At 72.1% G+C, this 20,355-nt stretch carries 24 protein-coding genes; 3 read left to right on the top strand and 21 right to left on the bottom strand.

Annotated features, from left to right (window positions below):
- Positions 1-94: 94 nt before the first annotated feature.
- The 8 genes from ACFVX6_RS12415 to ACFVX6_RS12380 form a co-directional block, all read right to left on the bottom strand.
- Positions 95-241, bottom strand: a complete 147-nt coding sequence (locus ACFVX6_RS12415; RefSeq protein WP_389690519.1) for a daptide-type RiPP — start codon at positions 239-241, stop codon at positions 95-97.
- Between the two features lie 62 nt (positions 242-303).
- Entirely contained in the window at positions 304-450 is a 147-nt protein-coding gene (locus ACFVX6_RS12410; protein ID WP_243336477.1) for a daptide-type RiPP, read from the bottom strand.
- Positions 451-532: 82 nt separating this feature from the next.
- Positions 533-1,738 (bottom strand): daptide-type RiPP biosynthesis dehydogenase, encoded by a 1,206-nt coding sequence (gene mpaC / locus ACFVX6_RS12405; RefSeq protein ID WP_389690517.1) that lies wholly within the window; start codon positions 1,736-1,738, stop codon positions 533-535.
- The gene (mpaD, locus tag ACFVX6_RS12400) at positions 1,735-3,057 is read right to left on the bottom strand and encodes a daptide-type RiPP biosynthesis aminotransferase (RefSeq protein ID WP_389690515.1); all 1,323 of its coding nucleotides are present in this window, start codon (positions 3,055-3,057) and stop codon (positions 1,735-1,737) included. The genes mpaC and mpaD overlap by 4 nt, the downstream gene beginning before the upstream one ends.
- Positions 3,057-3,884, bottom strand: coding sequence for a daptide-type RiPP biosynthesis methyltransferase (gene mpaM, locus ACFVX6_RS12395; RefSeq protein ID WP_389690513.1), 828 nt, complete (start codon positions 3,882-3,884; stop codon positions 3,057-3,059). Before mpaM ends, mpaD begins: the two co-directional genes overlap by 1 nt.
- Positions 3,884-4,966, bottom strand: a complete 1,083-nt coding sequence (mpaB, locus tag ACFVX6_RS12390; protein WP_389690511.1) for a daptide biosynthesis RiPP recognition protein — start codon at positions 4,964-4,966, stop codon at positions 3,884-3,886. Before mpaB ends, mpaM begins: the two co-directional genes overlap by 1 nt.
- Positions 4,967-5,168: 202 nt before the next feature.
- The gene (locus tag ACFVX6_RS12385; RefSeq protein WP_389690509.1) at positions 5,169-6,155 is read right to left on the bottom strand and encodes an LLM class flavin-dependent oxidoreductase; all 987 of its coding nucleotides are present in this window, start codon (positions 6,153-6,155) and stop codon (positions 5,169-5,171) included.
- 168 nt (positions 6,156-6,323) lie between these two features.
- On the bottom strand, positions 6,324-6,518 hold the full coding sequence (locus tag ACFVX6_RS12380; RefSeq protein ID WP_389690507.1) for a hypothetical protein: 195 nt from the start codon (positions 6,516-6,518) through the stop codon (positions 6,324-6,326).
- Between the two features lie 297 nt (positions 6,519-6,815).
- Between ACFVX6_RS12380 and ACFVX6_RS12375 the strand changes: the two genes are divergently transcribed.
- A complete protein-coding gene (locus ACFVX6_RS12375) occupies positions 6,816-7,832 on the top strand; it encodes a helix-turn-helix transcriptional regulator (RefSeq protein WP_389690505.1) in 1,017 nt (338 codons plus the stop codon).
- Between the two features lie 88 nt (positions 7,833-7,920).
- Here ACFVX6_RS12375 and ACFVX6_RS12370 read toward each other — a convergent pair whose 3' ends face one another.
- Both ACFVX6_RS12370 and ACFVX6_RS12365 read right to left on the bottom strand, forming a co-directional pair.
- Positions 7,921-8,088 (bottom strand): hypothetical protein, encoded by a 168-nt coding sequence (locus ACFVX6_RS12370; protein WP_389690503.1) that lies wholly within the window; start codon positions 8,086-8,088, stop codon positions 7,921-7,923.
- A gap of 178 nt (positions 8,089-8,266) precedes the next feature.
- A complete protein-coding gene (locus tag ACFVX6_RS12365; RefSeq protein ID WP_389690501.1) occupies positions 8,267-9,244 on the bottom strand; it encodes a hypothetical protein in 978 nt (325 codons plus the stop codon).
- A 37-nt stretch (positions 9,245-9,281) separates the two neighbouring features.
- Here ACFVX6_RS12365 and ACFVX6_RS12360 point away from each other — a divergent pair, with 37 nt between their 5' ends.
- Both ACFVX6_RS12360 and ACFVX6_RS12355 read left to right on the top strand, forming a co-directional pair.
- Entirely contained in the window at positions 9,282-10,424 is a 1,143-nt protein-coding gene (locus ACFVX6_RS12360) for an FAD-dependent monooxygenase (RefSeq protein WP_389690499.1), read from the top strand.
- Positions 10,425-10,583: 159 nt separating this feature from the next.
- Positions 10,584-10,973, top strand: coding sequence for a sec-independent translocase (locus tag ACFVX6_RS12355; protein WP_389690497.1), 390 nt, complete (start codon positions 10,584-10,586; stop codon positions 10,971-10,973).
- On the opposite strand, the gene ACFVX6_RS12350 is transcribed toward ACFVX6_RS12355, so the two are convergent.
- The 11 genes from ACFVX6_RS12350 to ACFVX6_RS12300 all read right to left on the bottom strand — a co-directional run bounded on the left by ACFVX6_RS12350 (position 10,968) and on the right by ACFVX6_RS12300 (position 20,253).
- A complete protein-coding gene (locus ACFVX6_RS12350; protein ID WP_389690495.1) occupies positions 10,968-11,639 on the bottom strand; it encodes a ScbR family autoregulator-binding transcription factor in 672 nt (223 codons plus the stop codon). The genes ACFVX6_RS12355 and ACFVX6_RS12350 overlap by 6 nt on opposite strands.
- 92 nt (positions 11,640-11,731) lie before the next feature.
- Positions 11,732-12,295, bottom strand: coding sequence for a TetR/AcrR family transcriptional regulator (locus tag ACFVX6_RS12345; protein WP_389690493.1), 564 nt, complete (start codon positions 12,293-12,295; stop codon positions 11,732-11,734).
- A complete protein-coding gene (locus ACFVX6_RS12340) occupies positions 12,288-13,124 on the bottom strand; it encodes an alpha/beta fold hydrolase (RefSeq protein ID WP_389690491.1) in 837 nt (278 codons plus the stop codon). The genes ACFVX6_RS12345 and ACFVX6_RS12340 overlap by 8 nt, the downstream gene beginning before the upstream one ends.
- An 86-nt stretch (positions 13,125-13,210) precedes the next feature.
- Entirely contained in the window at positions 13,211-14,002 is a 792-nt protein-coding gene (locus ACFVX6_RS12335) for an ABC transporter permease (RefSeq protein ID WP_389690489.1), read from the bottom strand.
- Positions 13,999-15,009: an ATP-binding cassette domain-containing protein gene (locus ACFVX6_RS12330; RefSeq protein ID WP_389690487.1), complete on the bottom strand. Its 1,011-nt coding sequence runs from the start codon at positions 15,007-15,009 to the stop codon at positions 13,999-14,001. Before ACFVX6_RS12330 ends, ACFVX6_RS12335 begins: the two co-directional genes overlap by 4 nt.
- 68 nt (positions 15,010-15,077) lie before the next feature.
- Positions 15,078-15,929: a DUF4097 domain-containing protein gene (locus ACFVX6_RS12325; protein WP_389690485.1), complete on the bottom strand. Its 852-nt coding sequence runs from the start codon at positions 15,927-15,929 to the stop codon at positions 15,078-15,080.
- A gap of 110 nt (positions 15,930-16,039) precedes the next feature.
- On the bottom strand, positions 16,040-16,567 hold the full coding sequence (locus tag ACFVX6_RS12320) for a hypothetical protein (RefSeq protein WP_389690483.1): 528 nt from the start codon (positions 16,565-16,567) through the stop codon (positions 16,040-16,042).
- A gap of 203 nt (positions 16,568-16,770) precedes the next feature.
- Positions 16,771-17,718 carry a helix-turn-helix domain-containing protein gene (locus ACFVX6_RS12315; RefSeq protein WP_389690481.1) on the bottom strand — a complete coding sequence of 316 codons (948 nt, stop codon included), beginning with the start codon at positions 17,716-17,718 and terminating at the stop codon, positions 16,771-16,773.
- A gap of 9 nt (positions 17,719-17,727) precedes the next feature.
- On the bottom strand, positions 17,728-17,973 hold the full coding sequence (locus ACFVX6_RS12310) for a hypothetical protein (RefSeq protein WP_389690479.1): 246 nt from the start codon (positions 17,971-17,973) through the stop codon (positions 17,728-17,730).
- A gap of 1,015 nt (positions 17,974-18,988) precedes the next feature.
- A complete protein-coding gene (locus ACFVX6_RS12305; RefSeq protein WP_389690477.1) occupies positions 18,989-19,582 on the bottom strand; it encodes a CGNR zinc finger domain-containing protein in 594 nt (197 codons plus the stop codon).
- 2 nt (positions 19,583-19,584) lie between these two features.
- Positions 19,585-20,253, bottom strand: coding sequence for a TetR family transcriptional regulator (locus ACFVX6_RS12300; protein WP_389690475.1), 669 nt, complete (start codon positions 20,251-20,253; stop codon positions 19,585-19,587).
- Positions 20,254-20,355: the final 102 nt, after the last annotated feature.

The raw sequence follows: 20,355 nt of genomic DNA, 5'->3' as shown, positions 1-20,355 counted from the left end.
CGCGACGACCGCCGCGTTGTCGAAGTTCTGCTCGCTCATGGCTGTTCTCCTTCGTGTGTCGAGTGGTGGTGTGTGCGTGGGTGCTGAGGGTGGATCAGGTGGCGACGATGGAGACGATGGAGATGCCGACGACGACGCCGCCGGTGGTCCACCAGCCCGGAGCCTCCATGACCTCGAGCTCCTGGAGGCCGAGCTCCAGGTTCTTGACGTCGGCCGCGGGGGCTTCGAACTTCTCGTTCATGACTGACTCCTTCTCTGATGGGCGTACGGGGGGTGGAGCGGGTGGCGCTGATCCGGGTCGGATCAGGTCATGACCACCGAGACGAGGGAGATGCCGACGACGACGCCACCGGTCGTCCACCAGCCCGGGGCCTCCATGACCTCGAGCTCCTGCAGACCGAGCTCCAGGTGGTTCACATCGGCGGCGACGTCGAACGTGTTGTTGTCCATGACGGTTTCCTTTCGTGGGAAGCGAGGTGGTGCGGTCCCCGCGCCGGGTCGGCGCGGAAGTCTGTGGGTGCGGCGCAGGAGTTCAGGCCGCTTCGCTGAGCAGGGCGTTGACGTCGGCCGCGCGCAGGCCGCCGAGCATCGGGAGGCCCGCGCCCCAGGCCCGTACGGTCCTGCGGGCGACCGCGTCGAGCAGCTGCGGGGTGACGGCGATGTCGCGGACGATGCCCCAGCGGTTCATCAGGGCGCTGATGCCTGCCACCGGCTCGGCGGGCAGCGGGTCGCCGCTGCTGTCGGCCGAGCGGAGCAGTTCCCAGATCCCCCGCAGGCGGGCGGCGGAGCCGAGCCGGGTGTCGCCGGCGAGTACGGCCCGCCACAGGGCCGGCAGGATGGCCGCGACGGCGGTCATCTTGCGGATGCCCAGGGCGCTGGAGAGTTCGTTGGCGATCATCCAGCCCTCGGTGCTGAACAGGTCCCTGCCGTAGCAGAGCCAGGTGGACTGGGTCAGTCCGCTCAGCCGGGCCAGGTCGGTGCGGAGCGTGGCGTCGGGGGCCTGTCCGTCGGCCAGTTGCCGGGCCAGTGCTCCGCCGAGGCGGACCAGCTGGGTGGCGGCGGTCTGGGCGAGGGCGTCCTCGACGGCTCGGTCGGTCAGGTTGCCGACGTAGGGGCCGACGGTGCGGAAGACCGCTTCGAGGGCTCCTTCGATCAGCAGCTCGCCGGGCAGGGTCTCGGTGGCGGCCGGGTCCAGCAGGGCCGCGTCGGGGGCGAGGGCGTCGCCCATGACGAGCCGTTTGCCGCTGTTGTGCGGCAGGCAGGCGACCCGGCTGAGTTCGGATCCGGTGCCGACCGTGGTCGGTACGGCGAGCAGCGGACGGGTGCGGCGGGTGCGCGGGTCCAGGGTCAGCAGTCCGCTGCGGCCGGTGGTGCGCAGGGCCGCGCGGGCCCGCTCGTCCTCGTGGGCCACGGCCAGGAGCTTGGCCCGGTCGAGGAGGGCTCCGCCGCCGATGACGGCGACGAGTCCGGCGCCGGCGGTGGCGCGGGCCAGGGCGAGGATCTCGTCCGGGCCTCCGTCTCCGTCGGGGACGATGGTGTGGGTGGCGTGTCCCGCCCGGTCCAGTTCCGCGGTCACCAGGGCGGTGATGCGGGAGTTCGCGACGGCCGGGTCTAGGAGCAGGGCGGTGACGGGACGGCTCCCCCCTGCCGGGTGGGCGTCGTCGAAGTCCGCCAGCCAGTCGCTGAGCCCTTCGGGGCCGATGAGCAGCCGGGTGGATCCGGACCAGGCGATGTTCACCGCGCTCCTCCCGCAACGCTCGTGGCGGAGAAGCTTTCGACTCCGGTCCGTACGGCTTCCATGAGGGCGTCGATCTCGGCGTCCGTCGCGGTGAGCGGCGGCATGATCTGGATGCCGTGGACGCCGGCGTGGACGATGGCGCCCGCCGCACGGATGGCGGCGATCTGGTCGAGGACCCGGGCCTGCGGCAGGGGTTCGCCGTCGGCGGTGACGATCCGCAGGGAGCGGAAGAGGCCGCGGCCGTCGTGGGAGTCGAAGAGGGGGTGTTCGGCGACGAGCCGGTCCAGGTGGGCGCCGAGGGTCTCGGCGGCGCGCCGGCCCCGGGAGACGGCGTCGAGGCGGCGCATCTCCTCGATGGTGGCGATGATCGCGGCGCAGGTGACGGGGGTGCCGGCCTGCGTTTCGCCGTGGGTCAAGGTGGCGTCGGCTTCGCGGAAGGCGTCGGCGATCGTCCGGGAGACGATGACGGCGGCGGCCGCGCAGGTCCCGTTGGTCAGTCCCTTGGAGGTGACCAGCAGGTCGGGGCGTTCGCTCCACCGCTGGGAGGCGAACATCGATCCGGTGCGGCCGAATCCGGTGGCCACCTCGTCGGCGGCGAGCAGGAACCCGTGTTCCTCGCGGAGCCGGAAGAGCGTCTGGAGGTACTCGTCGGTGAGGGGGACGGCCCCGCTGCCGAGGACGGGTTCGACGACGACGGCCGCGATCTGGGAGCCCTGGGCCCGCATCAGCTTCTCGATGTCGGCAGGGTCGTTGGGGGTGACGTGGCGCACCAGGCGCTGGTCGACCCCGTAGACCTGCTGGCCGAGGTTCTCGCCGGTGAGGGCGAAGCCGCCGAAGGTCAGGCCGTGGTAGCTGCCGCGCAGCCCCACGATGATCTTGCGCTTCTCGGCGCCGCGCAGGGCGTGGTAGTGCCGGGCGGTCTTCATGACCAGGTCGTTGGCCGCGCCGCCGGAGGTGGAGAAGAGGACCCGGGCGAAGTGGTCGGCTCCGCAGAGCTCCACCAGGGCCTCGGCGGCCCGCCGGGCGTAGGGGTGTTCGTAGCGGAAGACGCTCAGGTACGAGGCGTTGAGCAGGGCCTGGTGGCAGGCCTCGGCGATGTGCCGGTTGCCGTGCCCGAGGTTGGCGTTCCACAGGCCCGAGTCGCCGTCGAGGAGTTCGCTTCCGTCGGCGAACCGTACGTACATCCCCTCGGCGGAGACGGCGCAGATGCCGTCGTCGCCGTGGGCGGAGGGCGGGAGCAGGGAGGTCCACAGGGCCGGGTGGCCGTGGTCGGGAGTCTCGTCGTCCCGTCCGGTCAGGGTGGGCAGGGCGGTGGTCATCACAGGGCCTCGGCTTCCAGGAGGACGTCGTGGTGGCGGCCGCCGCCGGGGATGGGCGTGGTGGAGCGGATGGCGAAGCCGGCGGCTTCGAGCTCGGCGACCAGCAGCGGTGCGGGCGTCACGCCGATGGTGGTGGTGGCGACGTGGACGGGGCCTTCGGCCGGCGGGTCCGCGGGGATGACGGTGACCGTGCGGGAGCTGTTGCCCGAGGTCCACTGTTCGATCATCCGGTAGGAGCGGCCGGTGATCTCGCCGGGGGCGAGGATCTCGCTCTCGTCGCTGCCGTCGTCGGCGGCGTCCACCTCGACGGTGGTGAGCAGGAACCTGCCGCCGGGCGCCAGGTGTTCCCGTACGCAGCGGTAGAGGCCGGGTCGGGCCTCCGGCGGGAGGAGGGAGATGGAGGTGGTGCCGAGGACGACGGCGCCGAAGTGGCGGCCGAGCGAGAAGTCGCTCATGTCGGCCTGGACGGGGGTGCAGCGTCCCTGGAGGGAGGCCGGGGTGGCGGCGAGCCTCTCCCGGAGCAGTCCGATCATGTGGCCGGAGAGTTCGAGGGCGGTGACCTCGCGGCCGAGGGCCAGGAAGGGGAAGGTCAGCCGGCCGGAGCCGGCGGCGAGGTCGAGGACCGGGCCGGGGATGCGGCGCAGGGTGGAGAGGAGTTCGCGGACCTCGTGCGGGGTGGTGCCGGCGATGTCGTGGTAGACGGGGGCGCCGGCCTCGTCGTAGAGGTCGCACAGGACGGCCCGGTCTCCGAGTTCGGCGACGGCCTCGGCGGCGCGGCCGGTGAGGCCGGTGCCCGCGGCGGCGGGGCTGAGCAGCATGGCGCCCATCAGCGGGTCGCTCCTTCCGTGGCGTCGGGGGTGGCGGTGCGGGGGGCGGCGGACTCGGTGAGGGGCAGTCCGATGCCGGAGAAGTAGGCGGCGACGGCGTCGACGGTGGCCGGGTCGGCGTAGTCGGCGGCGGCCCGGGCGGTGCCGGTGACGAGGAGGGCTTCGGCGGCCTGGGCGGCGTCGAGGGAGAGGGCGATGGTGCGGCGGTCCCCGGGGTGGTGGATCAGGGCCTGTTCGGCGTTGAAGAGCAGCACCGGGGTGTCGCCGGAGGTGTCCTGAGGGACGGCGTGGGCGGCGAGGGCGGGGACGAGGCGGCCGCCGAAGCCGGAGACGCGGGGGTGTTCGAGGCCTCGGGTGACGGCTTCGCGGATGGCGCCGACGGCGGCCAGGTAGCGGGAGATCCAGGGGCGGGCGGCGAGCTGCTCGCGGCGCAGGTCCTCGTCGAGTACGCCGGCCAGGGCGCCGGTGGAGTCCTCCCAGGCCCGGTGCAGTTCGGCGGCGGGGGTGCCGACGGGGCCGAGGGACGCGGCGCCGGGGGCGACGCTGACGGCTCCGTCGGCACAGACGTAGAGGCGCAGGGCCGGGCCGTCGCCGTCGCCGTTGCCGCCGAGGGCTCCGAGGTCGGCGAGCTGGACCGAGGGGTGGGTCAGGAAGGCGGAGAACTCGCCGTCGTTCAGGGCCCGGTCGGCGTCCTCCAGGAAGGCCTGGAAGTCGGCTTCCTCGACGATGCGGACCAGGGTGGGTCCGAGGACGGAGAGGTAGGGGGTGATCGAGTAGGCCTGTACCTGGAGGTAGAAGTCTGGGTGCAGGCCGGCCTCCGCGCCGGGTTCGCCGAGGGAGCCCTGCCAGACGATGACCTGGGCGCCGGTGGCCTCGTGGGGCTCGGGCTCGGCGGTCGGCTCGTCCCCGGGGACCAGGACGACGGTGCCGGGACCGGCCACTCCGCTGCCGAGCAGGGCGTCGAGGTGGGCGGCGTCCTCCAGGACGACCGTCGCGGTGAACGGCGGGCGGGGGGCGAGTGCGGCCAGGGGGCGTCCGGTGCCCCACTGCAAGGCGTGGGCCTTGACGGAAGTGAGTGTCATGAACATGCCTAACGTGAGTGCGTGGGTGGACGCGGGCGCCTGATGACGCGGAGCTGGAGGGGGATCGGCCGGGGGCGGCCGGAAGTCCGGGGGGGGTGCGAGCGGGCAGGGGGTGCCGACGGGCGGAGGTACGGGGGCAACGGGGGCGAGCGGAGGTACGCGGGCAACGGGTGGGCGGGCGGAGGTTCCGGGACGCCTCGGGTCAGGAGGCCAGTCCGAGGATCGTGAGCAGCGTGCGCAGTTCACGGCTCGCCGCCTGGGCGCCGTACAGCTGGGCCACGCCCGTGACGTTGAGGACGATCTCGTCGACGCCCGCCTCACGGAAGGGCTCGAGTTTCGCGAGGAGCTCGGCGGGCTCCCCGTAGAGGAAGGCGTCGCCGGCGACCAGGGCCGCGCCCCGCGCGCTCTCGTCCTGCGCCTGCGAACCGGTGGCGGCGGGGAGTTCGACACCGCCGCGCCGGAGCATGTCCTGGTAGTGCGCCGCCTTCAGGTGGTGCCGGTTGGAGGCCAGGGCGAGGCGTACGGGGTCCCGGTCGGGCGCCGCCAGGGCGATCGGCACCATGGCCACCACCTTGGGCGCCGGCCGGTCCGCGCTCTCGGCGCTCTTGGTCACCTCGGGCACGATCGTGTCGGCCAGGTAGCGGGCCGGGGTGAGCCAGCAGATCGCCGCGTCGGCCACCTCTCCGGCCACCCTCGCCATGCCGGGGCGAAGGACACCGAGCCCGATCTCGACGGGCGGTCCGGGCACCGGCGGGAGCAGCGCCTCCTGGTGCAGGTACTCCCCCTCCAGGACCGCGTCCGTACCGTCGAGGGCGGCGCGTACGGCGGTCAGGTACTCCCGGGCCGCAGTGAGCGGGCTCCGGTACGGGGCTCCGAGCAGGGCCTTCTGTACGGCGGGGGCTCCCGGCCCGTAGCCGGCGAGGACCGGCTGACCTGTCATCAGCGCGAGGGAACGGGCCTGGAGGGCGGCCTCCGTGGGGTGGCGCAGCGGCATCAGGGTCACTCCGAGCCCGACGGGGACCCTGAATCCGGCGCCGGCGGCGTGGGCGAAGGCCTGGTGGGTCTCGGTGACCAGGCTCTGTCCCTGCCAGAGGCGTTCGGCCCCGGTCCAGTGGACGAGTCCGGCGAAGGGCAGGAGCTGCTCGGGGCGGCTCGGGACGAAGGGAACGAGCACCGAGTAGGCGGTCATCGGACTTTCTCTCCTTGTGCTCGGGGTCCGGGAGTTCGATTCCCGGGAGCCGGATGATTGAAGATCATGAATTCTGGGAGCGGATACCGCGAGGACCCTCTGCACCGTGAATTCCGGGAAGAAGATCATTTGATGATCTTTTCCGGAAGGTCCCGGCGACCGGGTGTGCTAGTCCCAGTTGTAGGTCTCCCGGCCCGGGATGATCACGCAGACCGCGGGGACCGGGAGACCTGCCGGAATCGGCAGGCAGACCTGGGTGGGAGGGGAGGGAACCGGGACCGGGGCGTCGGCGTGTGCAGTGCCGGCACCAGCCAGACCGATAAGAGCGGCGGCGGCGAGAGTGACGCTGAGGCGCTTCATCATGGTGGTTCCCCCTCGTGTGCGGTCCGTCCCGGACCCGGTGTTTCTTGCTGTCCGGTTCCGGTGGCCTCCGGTGTTTCCCCGGCGGCTCCTTGTGACCACAACTCTGCCGTTCGAGAACCCTTCGTTCGAGAGCTCTCGCGTGCAGCTTGCTGCGTTGTCCGAGGGCACTTACTGCACCGGCCCGGCGCCGGCCCCGCGGGGAAGCCAAAAGCGGAATGGATCATTGCCGTAGCCTCAACCCGGGGTAACAGGTAGATCTAGGCCATCTAGTGACAGGCCGACGTGTTGGGGGAATCCATGGCGGAACCGGATCTGGCGTTTCTCGACATCGATCCGGAGGACGAGCGCTTCTACCGCGTCCTGCTCAGGAGCGGCGGCGCCGGACCCGAACAGTTGGTGCGCCATGCCGATCTGGACGAAGAAGCGGTACGGGTCCTCCAGCAGCGGGCGATCGGCCTCGGTCTCGCCGCGATGACCGACGGGCTGCTGCGCCCGGCCAGTCCCGCCAAGGCGGTGCAGCACCTGATCGACGCACGGCTGACCCGGATCCGGCAGGAGCTGGAGAGCAGGGCCGCGGCGGACGCGATCGTGGCCTCGCTGCTCGCGGAGCGGGACGTCGCGACCACCTCCGACGCGATCGCGGGCGCCGACCGGCCGCCCATGGAACGGCTGGTGGGCATCGAGCAGGTGCGGGCCGCCATCGACGAGCTGACGTTCTTCAGCCGGTCGGAGGGCATGACCACCTGGCCCTCGGGGGTGATGCGGCCCGAGATCATCGAGACCTCCCGGCCGGCCGACGCCCGCATCCTGCGGCGCGGGATCCGGATGCGCAGCCTGTTCGGGGCTGCCGCGCTGGACGATCCGGCCACGATGGCGTACCTGCGGGAGCTGGTCGGCAAGGGGGCGGAGGTACGGGTGTCCAGGCTCGACCTGGAGCGCATCCTCATCTTCGACCGGGCGGCGGCGCTGACGCCGATCGACCCCTCCGACAGCAAGCGGGGAGCGCTCCTGACCCGTGAACCGGGCCTGGTGACCACGCTGGTGTCCCTCTTCGACCGGATGTGGGGCCAGGCGCAGGAAATACCGGCGGTGGCCGACGAGGAGGGGCCGGCGGTGTCGGGCGAACGCCCGACGGAACTGGAGCGCCGGATCCTGGAGTCGCTGTGCACGGCCGACAAGGACGAGAACGGGGCGCGGGACGTGGGCATCTCGGTGCGGACGTACCGCAAGTACGTGGCGACGCTGATGCACCGGCTCGATGCGTCGAACCGGTTCCACGCGGCGCTGCTCGCGCGGGAGCGCGGCTGGATCTGAGCGGGGCGGCCACGGCGGCCGCCCGGTAAGCGCGGAGTCCGCGTCGGGGGTGCTCCCCCTTCGCGGACTCCGGTTAAGACGGCCACGGCTAGGAGCGGGACCGCTGGAGGGCGCGGGCGCAGGAGAGCACGCCGACGGCGAGCACACCCATGACCACGTACCGCGCGGTGCCGTCGAACAGCACGGTGGACGAGGCCAGGAGGGCGATCAGCACACCGGTCGTGACGGCGAGCGGGTTCTTCTGGGTCTGGGCCATGGTGGTGGCTCCTTCGAAAGCGGGGATGGCCATTCCACTCTGACAGCGGGGCCCGTCCGCCCGGCCCGGTTGCGGGTGCAGCTTCCGGCATTCCGGCTCGCAGCATGCTGCGAGCCGGCCGCGCCGAACCGTCCTCACGACGCCGTCATACGGGCTCCGCCGGCCGGGCGCCGAACGCTTACAGCTTGCGCAGCGTGAAGGTGTCGCTCGCGGCGCCACCGCCGAAGAGGGTGCCCACTCCGCCGCTGAGCACGTAGCTGCCGTACGGGGTGTCTGCGACCGTGGTCGGCTCGGCGACCGGCCAGGGGGCGACGGTCTTCACCACTGCGGCGCTGGTCCAGCAGTCGCCGGAGCGCAGGACGGTCACCGCCTCGCGTCCGGCCGCGGTGGCCATGGTGTTGGTCACCACGACGAGGTCGCCGTTGCGCAGGACGGCGAGGCCGTCGCCGCCGGTGACCGCGGAGGGCAGGCGGACCTCGTCGACGCGCAGGGTGCCCGGATCGACGCGGAAGAGCTGCCCGGTGGTGTCGTTGACCGCCAGGAGGTGGCCCGCCGGGTGCCAGACGATGCCGACTCCGCCCGGTACGGCGAAGCGGTCGTCGGCGACCAGGACCGAGGGCCGGCCGTCGGTACCGACGCGGTAGAGCTGCCGGGCGAAGACGTCCGCCACGTAGGCCGTGCCGTCGGGGCCGATGGCGAAGTCGTTGACGAAGTAGTTGTCCCGGCCCGGGTCGAGCCGGGTCAGGTCGACGACGTGGATCGGCTGCCCGGTGCGCAGGTCGTAGATCCCGATGCCGGAGATCCGGCGGGTCGTGGCGTCCGAGGAGTTCTCGGCGACGCCCGGGTCGGCGTAGGCGACGAGAACCCGGTTGCGGGCCGCGTCGACGTGCACGCCGTAGGTCGAGACGAGCCGGGGGTCGTCGACGAGGAGCCGGGTGGTGCCGTCCTCGAGGAGGACCGAGACGGTCCCCTTGGTCGCCGAACCCACCAGGAAGGCCTCCCGGGTCGGGTCCCAGGTGACGCCCTCCGCGCCGAGGGCCGCGGCGTGGCCCTCGATCACGGCCGGCAGCCCCTGGACCTGGAGCAGGGCCGGGGCGGGTCGCTCCTGCGTCGGGGCGGCCACGGCGGAGGACATGGCGAGAGCCGCGGCCACCACGGCGGCACACGCACCTGTCGCCGTGCGGATACCCCACATGAGCGCACCCGCGCCCCGTTCGTCATCGGCACCGACGGCGCGGGCAGCGCGGTGCGGACCCAGCTGGGCACCGGGCACCGGGTTCACCGGCTCCACCTACGAGACCGCCTTCGCCCTGGTGGACGCCAGGATCGAAGGGTTCCTGCCGCCGGACCAGGCGCTGTACTACCAGTCGCCCGCAGGCGCCCTGGTCATCGTCGCGCTCCCCGACGGCGTCTTCCGCTTCTTCTCCAGCCTGGCCCCCGGAGAACAGGTCAGCGTGGAGAAGATGCAGCAGATCGTCGACGAGCGCGGTCCCCAGGGCGTCCGCATCACCGAACCGGTCTGGGAGAGCGTCTTCCGGGTGCACGCCCGCCACGCCAACGACTTCCAGCTCGGCCGGGTGTTCATCGCCGGCGACGCCGCCCACGTGCACAGCCCGGCCGGCGGCCAGGGTCTGAACACCGGTCTCCAGGACGCCCACAACCTCGCCTGGAAGATCGCCGCCGTGGTGCGCGGCGAGGCACCGTCCGACCTACTGCTCACCTACGGACCCGAACGCGCCGCGGTGGCCGAGCGCGTCGTGCGCGACACCGACATCCAGACCCGCGCCTGGATGGTGCGCGAACCCGCCAAGGTGGCCCTGCGCGACGCCGCGTTCCGGCTCGTGGGCCGCACGGGGCTGTTCTCCCGCACCTACGCCCCGGTCATGGCCGGGCGCCGGCTCGCCTATCCCCCGGTGCGCCCCACCCAGGTGCCCGGCGGCCACACGGCCTGCCAGTCGCTCCCGGGCGTACGCCCCGTCGTGCGCGTCGGCGCGGTCTTCCCCAGGGAGCTGGCCGTCCCGCACCGGATCGCGGGCCCGGCCGCCGATCCTTCCCGCTGGACGCTCCTGGCCGTCTGCCGCGACGGCGCCCCGGACTGGCGCCGGGAGCTGTCCGCCCTGGTGGCGGACCGGCCCCAGGTGCGGATGGCCGACATCGCCGCGGGCACCGCCCGGGGGCTGACCGGATGCCGCCGGCAGGGGTACTACCTCATCCGCCCCGACGGCCACGTCGCCGCCCACGGCCACGCCCAGGACGTGGACCGGCTGCGCAGCGAACTGACCACCCTGCTCGGCGATCCGGCCCCGCAGGACCCGGAACCCGCCCGGGGGGAATGACCCCGCGGGCGCGGGACGGGGCCGGCCGCTGTGGCCCGCAAGCGCCACGGCGGCCGGCCGGGGCAGGCCTTCGCCCGAGCCGCCCGAGCCGCCCGACCCACCGAGCCGCCCGAGCCGCCGCCTCGCCTACCGGGCCGTACCCATCAAGGAGCTGACAAGGTGTTCAACGACATAGGCGCCCTCGAGCTGATCACGCTCGCGATCCTCGCGGTCCTCGTCTTCGGCCCGGACAAACTGCCGAAGATGATCCAGGACGTCACCGGCGCCATCCGCAAGGTCCGCGCCTACGCGGACAGCGCCAAGGCCGACATCCGGTCCGGGCTGGGGCCGGAGTTCGAAGACTTCGAGTTCCGGGACCTCGATCCGAAGAACTTCGCGCGCAAGCATCTGCTGGACGACCACGACGGCTTGGGACTGGAGGAGACCCGGAAGGCCTTCGACCTGCGGAAGGAGATGTCCGAAGTGGCCGATGCGGTGAACCACCGCGACGACCGTCCGGCCGCGCCCGGGGCGCCCGCCCCGACCTCCCTGAGCAAGGTCACGTCATAGGGGTCGTTCGGTTTTCTCCGTCTCCGGAACCTCGGCCTTCGCCTCCGGCAGTGTCAACCGCAGCGCGCCACGGGCCGCCTCGGTGGCGACGGCCGGCAGGAGGTAGCGCCAGAGCGAGGCGATCCGCTGCGGGAGGTCGGCCCGACCGGTGGACATCTGGGAGAAGAGCTGCGCCCCGGTGAAGGAGCTGACCAGGATCCAGGCCAGCTCGTGGTCGTCCACGTCCGGCTGGAGCTCGCCCTTCGCGCGGGCGAAGCGCAGCTGCTGGCGGAATTCGAGCACCCAGGCCTGGTAGGCGACATCGTCGCGGAGGCCGAATTCCCCCTGCTCCACGGCCAGCCGCACACCGGCCCGCAGCACCGGATTGTGCCGGAGCTGGTCCGCGAGGTAGAGCGTGATGTCCACCAGCCGCTGCAGGCCGTCCTCCCCGGCCGGGAACTCGAGGCCCTCGCCCTGACCGACCATGACGGCGTAGGCGAGTTCCTCCTTCGAGGCGAAGTGGAAGTACATCCCGCCCTGGGTGACGTCGGCCCGCTTCATGATCTTGCTGATGCTGGCACCACTGAACCCGAACTCGTCGAAGACCTCAGCGGCCGCCCGCAGGATGGTCGCCTTGGTCTGGATCGCGCGGTTCTGGGGGACGCGCTCTCTCTTCCGCTCAGCCATGTGCCTAACTTCCATCGGTAAACAAAACGAACACCCTCTATTTTACACTCCGTTGATATTCCAGCACCAGCGTCTCGACCTGCCGACGGTGTTCAGTGCGGGGTGCGCGGGGTGCGCAGGCCCGTGACGACCATGTGCGTCAGGAGGGCGTAGCTCTCCTCCAGGCCTTCGGGCAGGGCGAAGCCGCCTCCGGTTTCGAGGGAGACGAAGCCGTGGGCGGTGGCGCGCAGACAGCGGGCCGCGTGGACGGCCGCGGAGTCCTCCAGACCGTAGGCGCGCAGGGTGGCGAAGAGGATGGTGATGAGGCGCTCCCCCGCTTCGGCCGTCCGCGGTTCGGGGCTGTGCAGCAGGGCCGCGTACCGGTGGGGGTGGCGCAGGGCGTAGCTGCGCCAGGCCGTCATGAACGCGCGGATCGCCTCGTCGGCGGAGCGGCCGATGACGGCCACGCCGATCTCGTCCGCCATCTCGTTCATGATCCGCGCCGACAGGAGGTCGCGGAGCTCGGCGAGGCTGCGCACGTGCTTGTAGAGGGAGGGGGTCGCCACGCCCGCTCGGCCCGCCACCGCCGACAGGGTCAGGCCCGCCGGCCCCTCGGCGTCGACGAGGTGCAGCGCCACGTCGACCACCGCGCCGGCCGAGAGCGAGGCCCTAGGCACGGGCGGCCTCCTTCAGGAAGGACACGATGGCCGCGGCGGTTTCGGAGGGGAACTGCGCGTGGGCGTAGTGGCCCGCGCCCTCGATCGTCACGAGGCGGCCGCGCCCGGCGGGCAGTTCGGCGACGATGGCCGCGCCCTCGGCGGCCGGGTCGGCCCAGTCGCAGTCGAGGTCGCCCTCGACGATCAGCGCGGGGCACCGGACGTCGCCGAGGCGGGCGCCCGCGTCGGTGGGGGCGGACATCCCCATCTTGGCGACGACGGCCATCCGGCCCGGCCGCCCCAGGTCGGCGTCGAGCGCCGCGAGGTGGGCGGCGTGACCGGCGGGGCGGGTGCCCGGGTAGGCGTGGTCGAGGTAGCGCTTCCACAGGCCGGTGCTGCGCAGGATGCCGGTGCCGAGCAGCAGGAGCATGCCCTTGCGGTAGCGGGCGTTGGAGCCGAGGGCGCCGAAGTCGATCTTCTGCGCCCGGGTGAACGGGCTGATCTCGACGATGGCGCCGACCAGTGCGGGCTCCTGCGCCGCCGCGATGGTGGCGGCGCCGCCGGCGAAGGAGTGGCCGACGATGACGGCCGGTCCGCCTAGGTGCCGGATCAGGCCGAGCAGGTCGCCCGCCACGTCGGTACGGGTGTACGAGATCCAGCCGGTGCTCGATTCCCCGTGCCCGCGCAGGTCGGTGGAGGCGACGCGGTACCCGGCGGCGACGAGGAGGGCCGCGGTCTCGCGGTAGGCCGCGCGGTTGTCGCCCATGCCGTGGGCGAGCACGACCAGCGGGCCCTCGCCCGTGACCTCGTAGGCGAGCCGCCCGCCGTCGGTGCTCAGAAACTCCGTCATGACCCGTCCCCCGGAAACCGTGACCAACCCCTGTGGCTAATGCCTGTTGCCCATAAGCTAATGGCATTAGCCGCGCGGGTCAACCGCTACTTCGGGTCGCGGTGGAACAGGGACTTGGACCAGAGGTAGCCGAGCACGGCCAGGCCCAGGCACCAGGCGACCGCGATCCAGCCGCTGTTGCCGATCTCGGTGCCGAGCAGCAGCCCGCGCAGGGTCTCGATGGCCGGCGTGAACGGCTGGTACTCGGCGACCGGCTGGAACCAGCCCGGCATCGCGTCGACCGGCACGAAGGCGCTGGAGAGGAGCGGCAGGATCATCAGCGGCATCGCATTGTTGCTGGCCGCCTCGGCGTTCGGACTGGTCAGACCCATCCCGACCGCGATCCAGGTGAGCGCCAGGGAGACGAGCGCCAGCAGGCCCAGCGCCAGGAGCCATTCCACGGCGGTGGCGTCCGTGGACCGGAAGCCGATGGCCACCGCGACGGCGCCCACGAGGACCACGCTCATCACGCACTGGATCACGCTGCCGACGACGTGCCCGATGAGCACCGATCCGCGGTGGATGGGCATCGTACGGAAGCGGGCGATGATGCCCTCGGTCATGTCCGTGGCGACGGACACCGCGCTGCCGATCGTGGTGCCGCCGATGGTCAGCATCAGGATGCCGGGGACGAGGTAGGCGAGGTACTCGGACCGGCCCCCGCCGCCGTCCTCCAGACCGGCGCTCATCACGTCGCCGAAGATGTAGACGAAGAGCAGGAGCAGCATGACCGGCGTGAGCAGCAGGTTCAGCGTCAGGGACGGGTAGCGCCGCGCGTGCAGGAGGTTGCGGCGCAGCATGGTGGCCGAGTCGCGGACGGCGAAGGAGAGAGAGCTCATCGGACGTCTTCCTTGGTCTGGTGGGTGTGGCGGGGCTGGTGGGTGGAGGCGGTCAGTGCGAAGAACACGTCGTCGAGGTCGGGGGTGTGCACGGTGAGTTCGTCCGCCTCGATGCCGGCCGAGTCCAGCCGGCCGAGGAGGGAGCCGAGCGCGCGCTGGCTGCCGTCGCTGGGGATCTGCAGCGCCAGCGCCTCGTCGTCCCGGGTGACCTCGCCGAGCGCGGCGGTGGCGTTCCGGTAGGCGGCCGGGTCGGAGAACCGCAGGCGTACGTGGCCTCCGGGGATCAGCCGCTTCAGCTCCTCGGCCGTGCCCTCGGCGGCGATCCTGCCGTCGTTCAGCACCGCGATCCGGTCCGCGAGCTGATCGGCCTCCTCCAAGTACTGCGTGGTGAGGAAGACCGTCACGCCGCCGGTGACGAGTTCGCGGATGATCTGCCACATGTTGTGGCGGGAGCGGGGATCGAGACCGGTGGTCGGCTCGTCGAGGAAGATGATCCGCGGATCGCCGACCAACGTCATCGCGATGTCGAGCCGGCGCTTCATGCCGCCCGAGTAGGTGGAAGCGGGCTTCTTCGCCGCGTCGGTGAGGTCGAAGCGGGCCAGCAGCTCGGCGGTGATCCGCCGCCCCTCCCGCTTGGACAGGTGGTGCAGGTCCGCCATGAGGAGCATGTTCTCCTCGCCCGTGATCAGCCCGTCGACGGCCGAGAACTGACCGGTGACCCCGATCGCCGCCCGCACCCCGCCCGGGGAGGCCGCGATGTCGTGGCCCGCGACCTGCGCCTGCCCGTCGTCGGCGGTGATGAGCGTGGACAGGATCTTCACGACGGTGGTCTTGCCGGCGCCGTTGGGGCCGAGCAGCGCGAACACGGACCCGGCCGGGATGCTCAGATCGATGCCGTCGAGGACGGTCTTGTCCCCGTAGGACTTGCGCAGACCGACGGTGGAGACGGCCGCCGGAGACGGGTGACCGTCCCCTCGACGTGATGTGGGCATGACAGAAGAAGGCATGAGGCCCTCCATTCGAAGGCTGAAGTGACGGGGGGGGGAGGTGGCGCGGAAGGGGAAGAAAGGGCTGGTCAGGCCCCGGAGGCCAGGGCGCGACGGACGTCGATGTTGCCGTACTTCGTCCGGGCGCGAACCTTGACGGTGTCCGCGCTCCCCTCCGGGCTCCCGGACGCGGTGAGCGTGTTGCGTACCTGGCCGGAGCCCGAGCTGACGTCGAGCCAGGCGGCCGTACCCTCGCGGACGCCGACCTCGATGGCCCCGTAGGAGGTCTCCAGCTCCACGGTGCCGCGGGCGACTTCGCCCACCCGCAGGGTTCCGTGGGCGGTCTTGGCGGTGACCGAGTCCTCGGCCCGCCGGATCTCGATGTCACCGTTGGCACCGCTCACCCGCAGCTCGCCGATGGCGGCGCCGACGGTCGTGGTGCCGTGCGAGTTCTTCAGGACGGCGGGGCCGTCGACGAAGCCGAGGCGCAGGCTGCCGGAGCTGGTGGTGATCTCGGTCGCGCCCTCGGCCCGGTCCACGGTGATCGAGCCGTGCGACGCGGTCAGCTTGAGCGGGCCGGTCGTGTCGAGGCGGACGTCGCCGGACGAGGTCTTCACCCGGACCTCGCCGAGCTGGCCCTCGCCGAGCACCTGGGTCCAGGCGCCGGTCGTGTCGACGTGCGAGCCCGTGGGCAGTTCCACCGTCACGTCGACGATGCCGGGCTTGCCGAACGGATTGGACTTGGGCGTCCTGACGGTCAGCATGCCGCCCGCGAACGTGACCTCGGTCTGCTCGGCGGTCCGTACGTCCTTGTCGCGCTTCGGGTCCCGCGGCTGCACCGCGACGACGGTGTCGCGGCGGTCGCCCGCGGTGAACTGGATGGAGCCGGCCTCCACGTGTGCGGTGACCGAGATCGCTTCGGAGGTGTCGAAAGAAGGCATGGCTGTCCCGTCCTCTTGGGTCTTCCGGGCGTCCCCGCTGGTGGGACGTGGTGTGGGCGAACTGATGCGGTGCGATGCGGTGATGGAGCCGGGCTGGTGAGGGAGCCGGGCTAACGGACCCAGCCGGTGAAGCTCTGCCCCACGCTCTGGGACTTTTCCGCCGTACGGGGCCGGGCGCCGCCGTCGACCGCGGCCGATACGGCGCGCACCAGCCAGGCGTTGACCGACAACCCCTCGCGGCTCGCGGCCTCCTCGGCGCGGGCCTTGAGGTGGGCCGGCAGGCGCAGGTTGACGCGGGCGGTGCCGCCCTCGTCGCCGTCGGCGGATGCGTGCGGCGCGAGCGGTTCCGCGAACCGAGCGGCGGAGGTCGGCTCCGAGGGGGCGTGGCTCTCGCCGGCCGGCACCGTCACCACGAACTCGGGGTCGAGCCCCCGCAGCCGTACGTCGACCGAGCCGGGGGCGAGTTCGCGGGTGATCTCGTCCATCGCGGCGGAGAGCACGTTGAGCAGGGTCAGCCGGGTGGCCGACTCCAGGGGAGCGGTGAGCCTCTCGGCCAGCTTGCGAGCTTCGTCGCCGCCGGCCTCGGCGGCGACGGCGAGCTCCTGGCGGAGGGTGGTGACGTAGGGCGTGAGGTCCATGTCCCACAGCATGGCACAGCAATGGCGCCACGTCGAGCCAATCTGGCACCACTCTGCTGCGCGGCGATATCGCAACGCATAAACTCGCTGGTCAGAGTGGTGATGCCATCTTGCGCCACAGTGACGCCATGGCGGCGTCATCAATGCACCGGGGGACGGCTGTGGCGGGAGCGTCCGGGGTTTCGGACGCTCCCGCCACGTTGTCACAGGGGCGTGGCCTCAGCCGCGGTCACGGCTACGGCCTCGGCTGCGCTCGTGAGGCCTTTGAGCAGTGCGGACAGCCACTGCCCGGACCGGCGGGTGCGCTTGGGCCGGGCGCGGGCCGGTGTGCTGACAGTCGGCGCGGTGGCCGGCTCGGGAACGTGCGGCTTCGGCTTCTCGGTGGCCGCGGGGCGGATGCCCGGTACCGGCACCGGCATCAGTACGGGCTCGGCCTCGGGGCGGGGCCCCGGCAGGGTGATCACGGTGGCCAGGGCGGACTTGGTCTGGTGGAGGTCCTCCTCAAGTGCGGTCAGGCGCTGGTGCATGTTGTGGTCGGCGGTGCCGTTGCGGGAGGCCTCGATGCGGTCCCACGCCTCGAGCCAGCGCATGACCTCGGACTCCTTGGTCACCCCGCAGGCCCGCACGAAGTAGGCCAGGAGGTCCCTGCGGCAGTACCGGGTGCCGTTGAGTACCGCGCCGAGCGTGCTGCGCGGCAGCATGGTGACGGCGGTCGGAGTGGCCCTGGACCGATCCTCCAGCTCGCGCAAGGACGGCTTCCCTGCCTGGAGTCGAAGCTCTCGCATGGCGTGGAGGAGCTCGGCGGGCTCGGAGATGTACTGGGGCGCCATCGCCGGCCGCCGCTGTACGCCGGCCTTGCCCGGGGCCTTGAGTGAGGCGGCCTTCGTCCACAGCCGCCGGGCCTCGGTGATGCTGCCGCCGCACGCCTTGGTGTAGGCCTCGACGACGCGCCACGCCGGAACGCTGGGCCGCTGCCCGGGGGCGGGGGCCAGCTCGGCGCGGTAGAGGGTGCTGCGGGAGGTGGGCAGGCCCACCTGTTCGGTTCGCTCCGCCACCTGGCTGATGGTGAGGCCCGAGGCCTGTCGCAGTGACAGCAGCCACTGCGACAGGCCTCGGGTGTGCTCAGCCAGGGCGCTGTTGACGCGCCCCACCGCGGTCTCCTAGGAGGCCTGGCGGCGGGCGGCGGTGAGCGTGTCGACCAGTCGGCGGATCAGCTCGATGGCGAGCAGACCTCCGACGGCAAGAACGGTGATGACGGTCTCCACCGGCATCCCGTAGATGGTGAGTGCGGCGGTGAGGAGGATGACGACGACCACGATGATCGTGGCGGGCACCGGAACCAGGGTTCCGGTGCTCGTCGTCGGAGCCTCCACGCACGCGGCTGCGAGCGCGGTCTTCTTCTTCAACGGATTCTCCCGAAGGGGTCTTGTTACCACTCGACAGGTCCACCAGATGACCGCCGGCCTTGCAGGACCGAAAGTCGTAGACCTTTTCACAGCGTTCAGGACCCCTCATATGTCCGTCTACCGGCTCCGGAAGCCCCATTCCACTTTGTCCCACTGGAAGTTGAGACGGCATCAGCCTTAACCCCGCAGGCCACAGGGCCTGTGCTCCGGCCCGCCCTCGCGCCGCGCACCCTTCTTGTCCACGGTTCTGAGGCCAAGGGGCCTTGTCCCACCGCTCTGGAACCCCGACGCTTCGATCCGTAGCCCGAAAGACTCGGGCCCCACGGAGGGGAGTGAAGGCGATGCACGTCATGACCGGGACCGATCCGGTGCCAGTGCTTCAGGCGGCCCTCGTCTTGCTCTGCGCCCTCTGCGCCGGCTTCCTGCACGTCAGGACCCCCGTGCCGCCCGTGGCTACCTTCGCGCCGGCCTGGAACTCGGCCACGCGGCTCTGGCCCGGGCTGCCCCGCGCAGCTCCCGGCTGATTCCCGGCGCCGTTCCCGTAGGCCTGCACGTCAGGCCCATCTGGGATGTGGGGAACCATGCCTGCCTTCCCAGGGGGAGCTCCCGGACGCGGTCTTTCGCCGCGCCGGTGTGTCCGGGATGACACCCGGGCCATGTCCACATGCCTGCAGGTCAGGCATGTCCGGAGACGTGGCGAACCATGTCCGCTTCCAGGGCGGAACTCTCAGACGCGGTCTCCCCGGGCCGTTGCCACTCGACACCAACAGGGGAAACAGGTCGGAACTCGTTGCAGCGAGCCCGGCCCCGGGTGCAGCCCTCGGCTGCACCCTGAGCTTGAAGGACGGGAAGGACTGCAGGCCCACTGCCCGGTCCGACCCGAAGAGCAGGAGCGGGAGAGGATCCCGGCCGGCCGTCAGCAGCGCCCCGGGCACACCGCCTGGACACGGGGCGGGCGTTCCACGTCCCGGTGGCCGAAGCCAAGCTGAAACGCGGCACGGCCCGCCCGCGCCGGTCAGGCCGTGGACGCCGTCCGGCGGGCGTAGTGGCGGGCCGCCTTCGCGCGGTTCCCGCAGCCCGTGCTCGTGCACCAGCGGCGGGTGCCGTTGCGGCTGACGTCGTGGAAGCGCAGCCCGCACGTCGGGTTGGCACAACTGCGCACCCGGTCCCGCGCGGTGCTGAGCAGCCGGAGGTAGTCCGCCGCCACGAGGTACCCGAGCAGGCGGCCCGAGTCGGGCGCCTCCAGCCGCTCGACGGGCCCGGCGGCCGTGAGCAGCCGGCGGATCCGGCCCGCGTCGAGCAGCCGGTTGAAGGCGTCGAGCGCCATCGGCCCCGCATCGGCGCGCCCGGCCACCCCGGCCAGCGCGGTACGGGCGGCCCGGGCGGCGGTCAGGGTGGTCCGGTCGGCACGCAGCTCGCCGCCGGCGTGGGCGGCTGCCGCGCGGGACCCGGCCAGCCAGCACGCGAGGCCGGCGGTGGAGTCCAGCAGGTCGTAGCGGCCGTACCGGTCGTGCCAGAGGGTGTTGAGGAGGTCCAGGCTGAGCGGCTCGCCGGTCAGCGGACGCGGATCGGGCGCGCTCGTCGCCGCGGCCGCTCCTGCTCGGTCCACGCTCACCCCCGCGGCCCGAGGTGCACGGGTTCGGGGACGGCCGCGAAGGCGCAGTACGGCGACGAGCCCTCGGCCCGGTACAGCTCCACGGCCTGCGGCGCAGCGAGGATCCCCGGCAGGATCAGCTGCCACAGCCGGGTCAGGTGCCCGCGCAGCGGCCCGCAGGAACGGCCCGGGCGGTGCTCCTCCGTGCGCAGGCAGACGTCCATCCCGATCAGGGAGTACACGAGTTGCGCGGCCGTCCCCCAGGGGTCGGCCGCTCCCGCCAGGGCGTCGGCCAGCTCCTCGCGGACGGCATCGGTCCAGGAGACGCTGCCGTCGGGGTAGTGCACGAACTCCCGGGTCAGCCGGGCCCCGGCCCGTACGACGGGGTCGTGCCCGAGCCGCCCGGCGACCGCGTGCGTCATGTCGACGGCGGCCTGCAAGGGCCGGATCCCGCGGTGCGGTACCGCGCCCAAGGCGCCCACGATCGCCTGCCGGGCTTCGGTGCGCACGGCTCTGACCAGGTCGTCCTTGGCGGGGAAGTGGTACATCAAGGCGCCCTTGGTCACTCCCGCGGCGGTGCAGATGACGGCGAGCGAGGCCCCCTCGTAGCCGTAGAGGTCGATGGCCTTGGCGGCACCGTTGATCAGAGCCCTGCGCGTCCGCTCGGCTCGCTCCTGCTGCGCCATGGGCGCTCCTCGTGCGTAGGGGATGGAGACGTACGGGTGGTTTGGGGGGTTTGGGGTCGGCCGGGTCGAAACCGCACAACCCAGAAGAGAACAACGCCTCCG

The organism is Streptomyces sp. NPDC058289, from assembly GCF_042880975.1.
GTDB lineage: Bacteria > Actinomycetota > Actinomycetes > Streptomycetales > Streptomycetaceae > Streptomyces > Streptomyces stoeckheimensis.
Note: the sequence above shows the minus strand (reverse complement) of the source record. Positions and strands in the feature narration are given on the sequence as shown.

Bases quoted from the DNA above. Each gene is read 5' to 3' on its own strand.
- mpaM (WP_389690513.1), bottom strand. From the start codon at position 3,884: ATGGGCGCCATGCTGCTCAGCCCCGCCGCCGCGGGCACCGGCCTCACC.
- ACFVX6_RS12370 (WP_389690503.1), bottom strand. From the start codon at position 8,088: ATGGCCCAGACCCAGAAGAACCCGCTCGCCGTCACGACCGGTGTGCTG.
- ACFVX6_RS12320 (WP_389690483.1), bottom strand. From the start codon at position 16,567: ATGGACCTCACGCCCTACGTCACCACCCTCCGCCAGGAGCTCGCCGTC.
- ACFVX6_RS12300 (WP_389690475.1), bottom strand. From the start codon at position 20,253: ATGGCGCAGCAGGAGCGAGCCGAGCGGACGCGCAGGGCTCTGATCAAC.
- ACFVX6_RS12335 (WP_389690489.1), bottom strand. From the start codon at position 14,002: ATGAGCTCTCTCTCCTTCGCCGTCCGCGACTCGGCCACCATGCTGCGC.
- ACFVX6_RS12375 (WP_389690505.1), top strand. From the start codon at position 6,816: ATGGCGGAACCGGATCTGGCGTTTCTCGACATCGATCCGGAGGACGAG.
- ACFVX6_RS12330 (WP_389690487.1), bottom strand. From the start codon at position 15,009: ATGCCTTCTTCTGTCATGCCCACATCACGTCGAGGGGACGGTCACCCG.
- ACFVX6_RS12385 (WP_389690509.1), bottom strand. From the start codon at position 6,155: ATGACCGCCTACTCGGTGCTCGTTCCCTTCGTCCCGAGCCGCCCCGAG.
- mpaD (WP_389690515.1), bottom strand. From the start codon at position 3,057: ATGACCACCGCCCTGCCCACCCTGACCGGACGGGACGACGAGACTCCC.
- ACFVX6_RS12350 (WP_389690495.1), bottom strand. From the start codon at position 11,639: ATGGCTGAGCGGAAGAGAGAGCGCGTCCCCCAGAACCGCGCGATCCAG.
- ACFVX6_RS12360 (WP_389690499.1), top strand. From the start codon at position 9,282: ATGAGCGCACCCGCGCCCCGTTCGTCATCGGCACCGACGGCGCGGGCA.
- mpaB (WP_389690511.1), bottom strand. From the start codon at position 4,966: ATGACACTCACTTCCGTCAAGGCCCACGCCTTGCAGTGGGGCACCGGA.
- ACFVX6_RS12340 (WP_389690491.1), bottom strand. From the start codon at position 13,124: ATGACGGAGTTTCTGAGCACCGACGGCGGGCGGCTCGCCTACGAGGTC.
- ACFVX6_RS12380 (WP_389690507.1), bottom strand. From the start codon at position 6,518: ATGATGAAGCGCCTCAGCGTCACTCTCGCCGCCGCCGCTCTTATCGGT.
- ACFVX6_RS12415 (WP_389690519.1), bottom strand. From the start codon at position 241: ATGAACGAGAAGTTCGAAGCCCCCGCGGCCGACGTCAAGAACCTGGAG.
- ACFVX6_RS12325 (WP_389690485.1), bottom strand. From the start codon at position 15,929: ATGCCTTCTTTCGACACCTCCGAAGCGATCTCGGTCACCGCACACGTG.
- ACFVX6_RS12410 (WP_243336477.1), bottom strand. From the start codon at position 450: ATGGACAACAACACGTTCGACGTCGCCGCCGATGTGAACCACCTGGAG.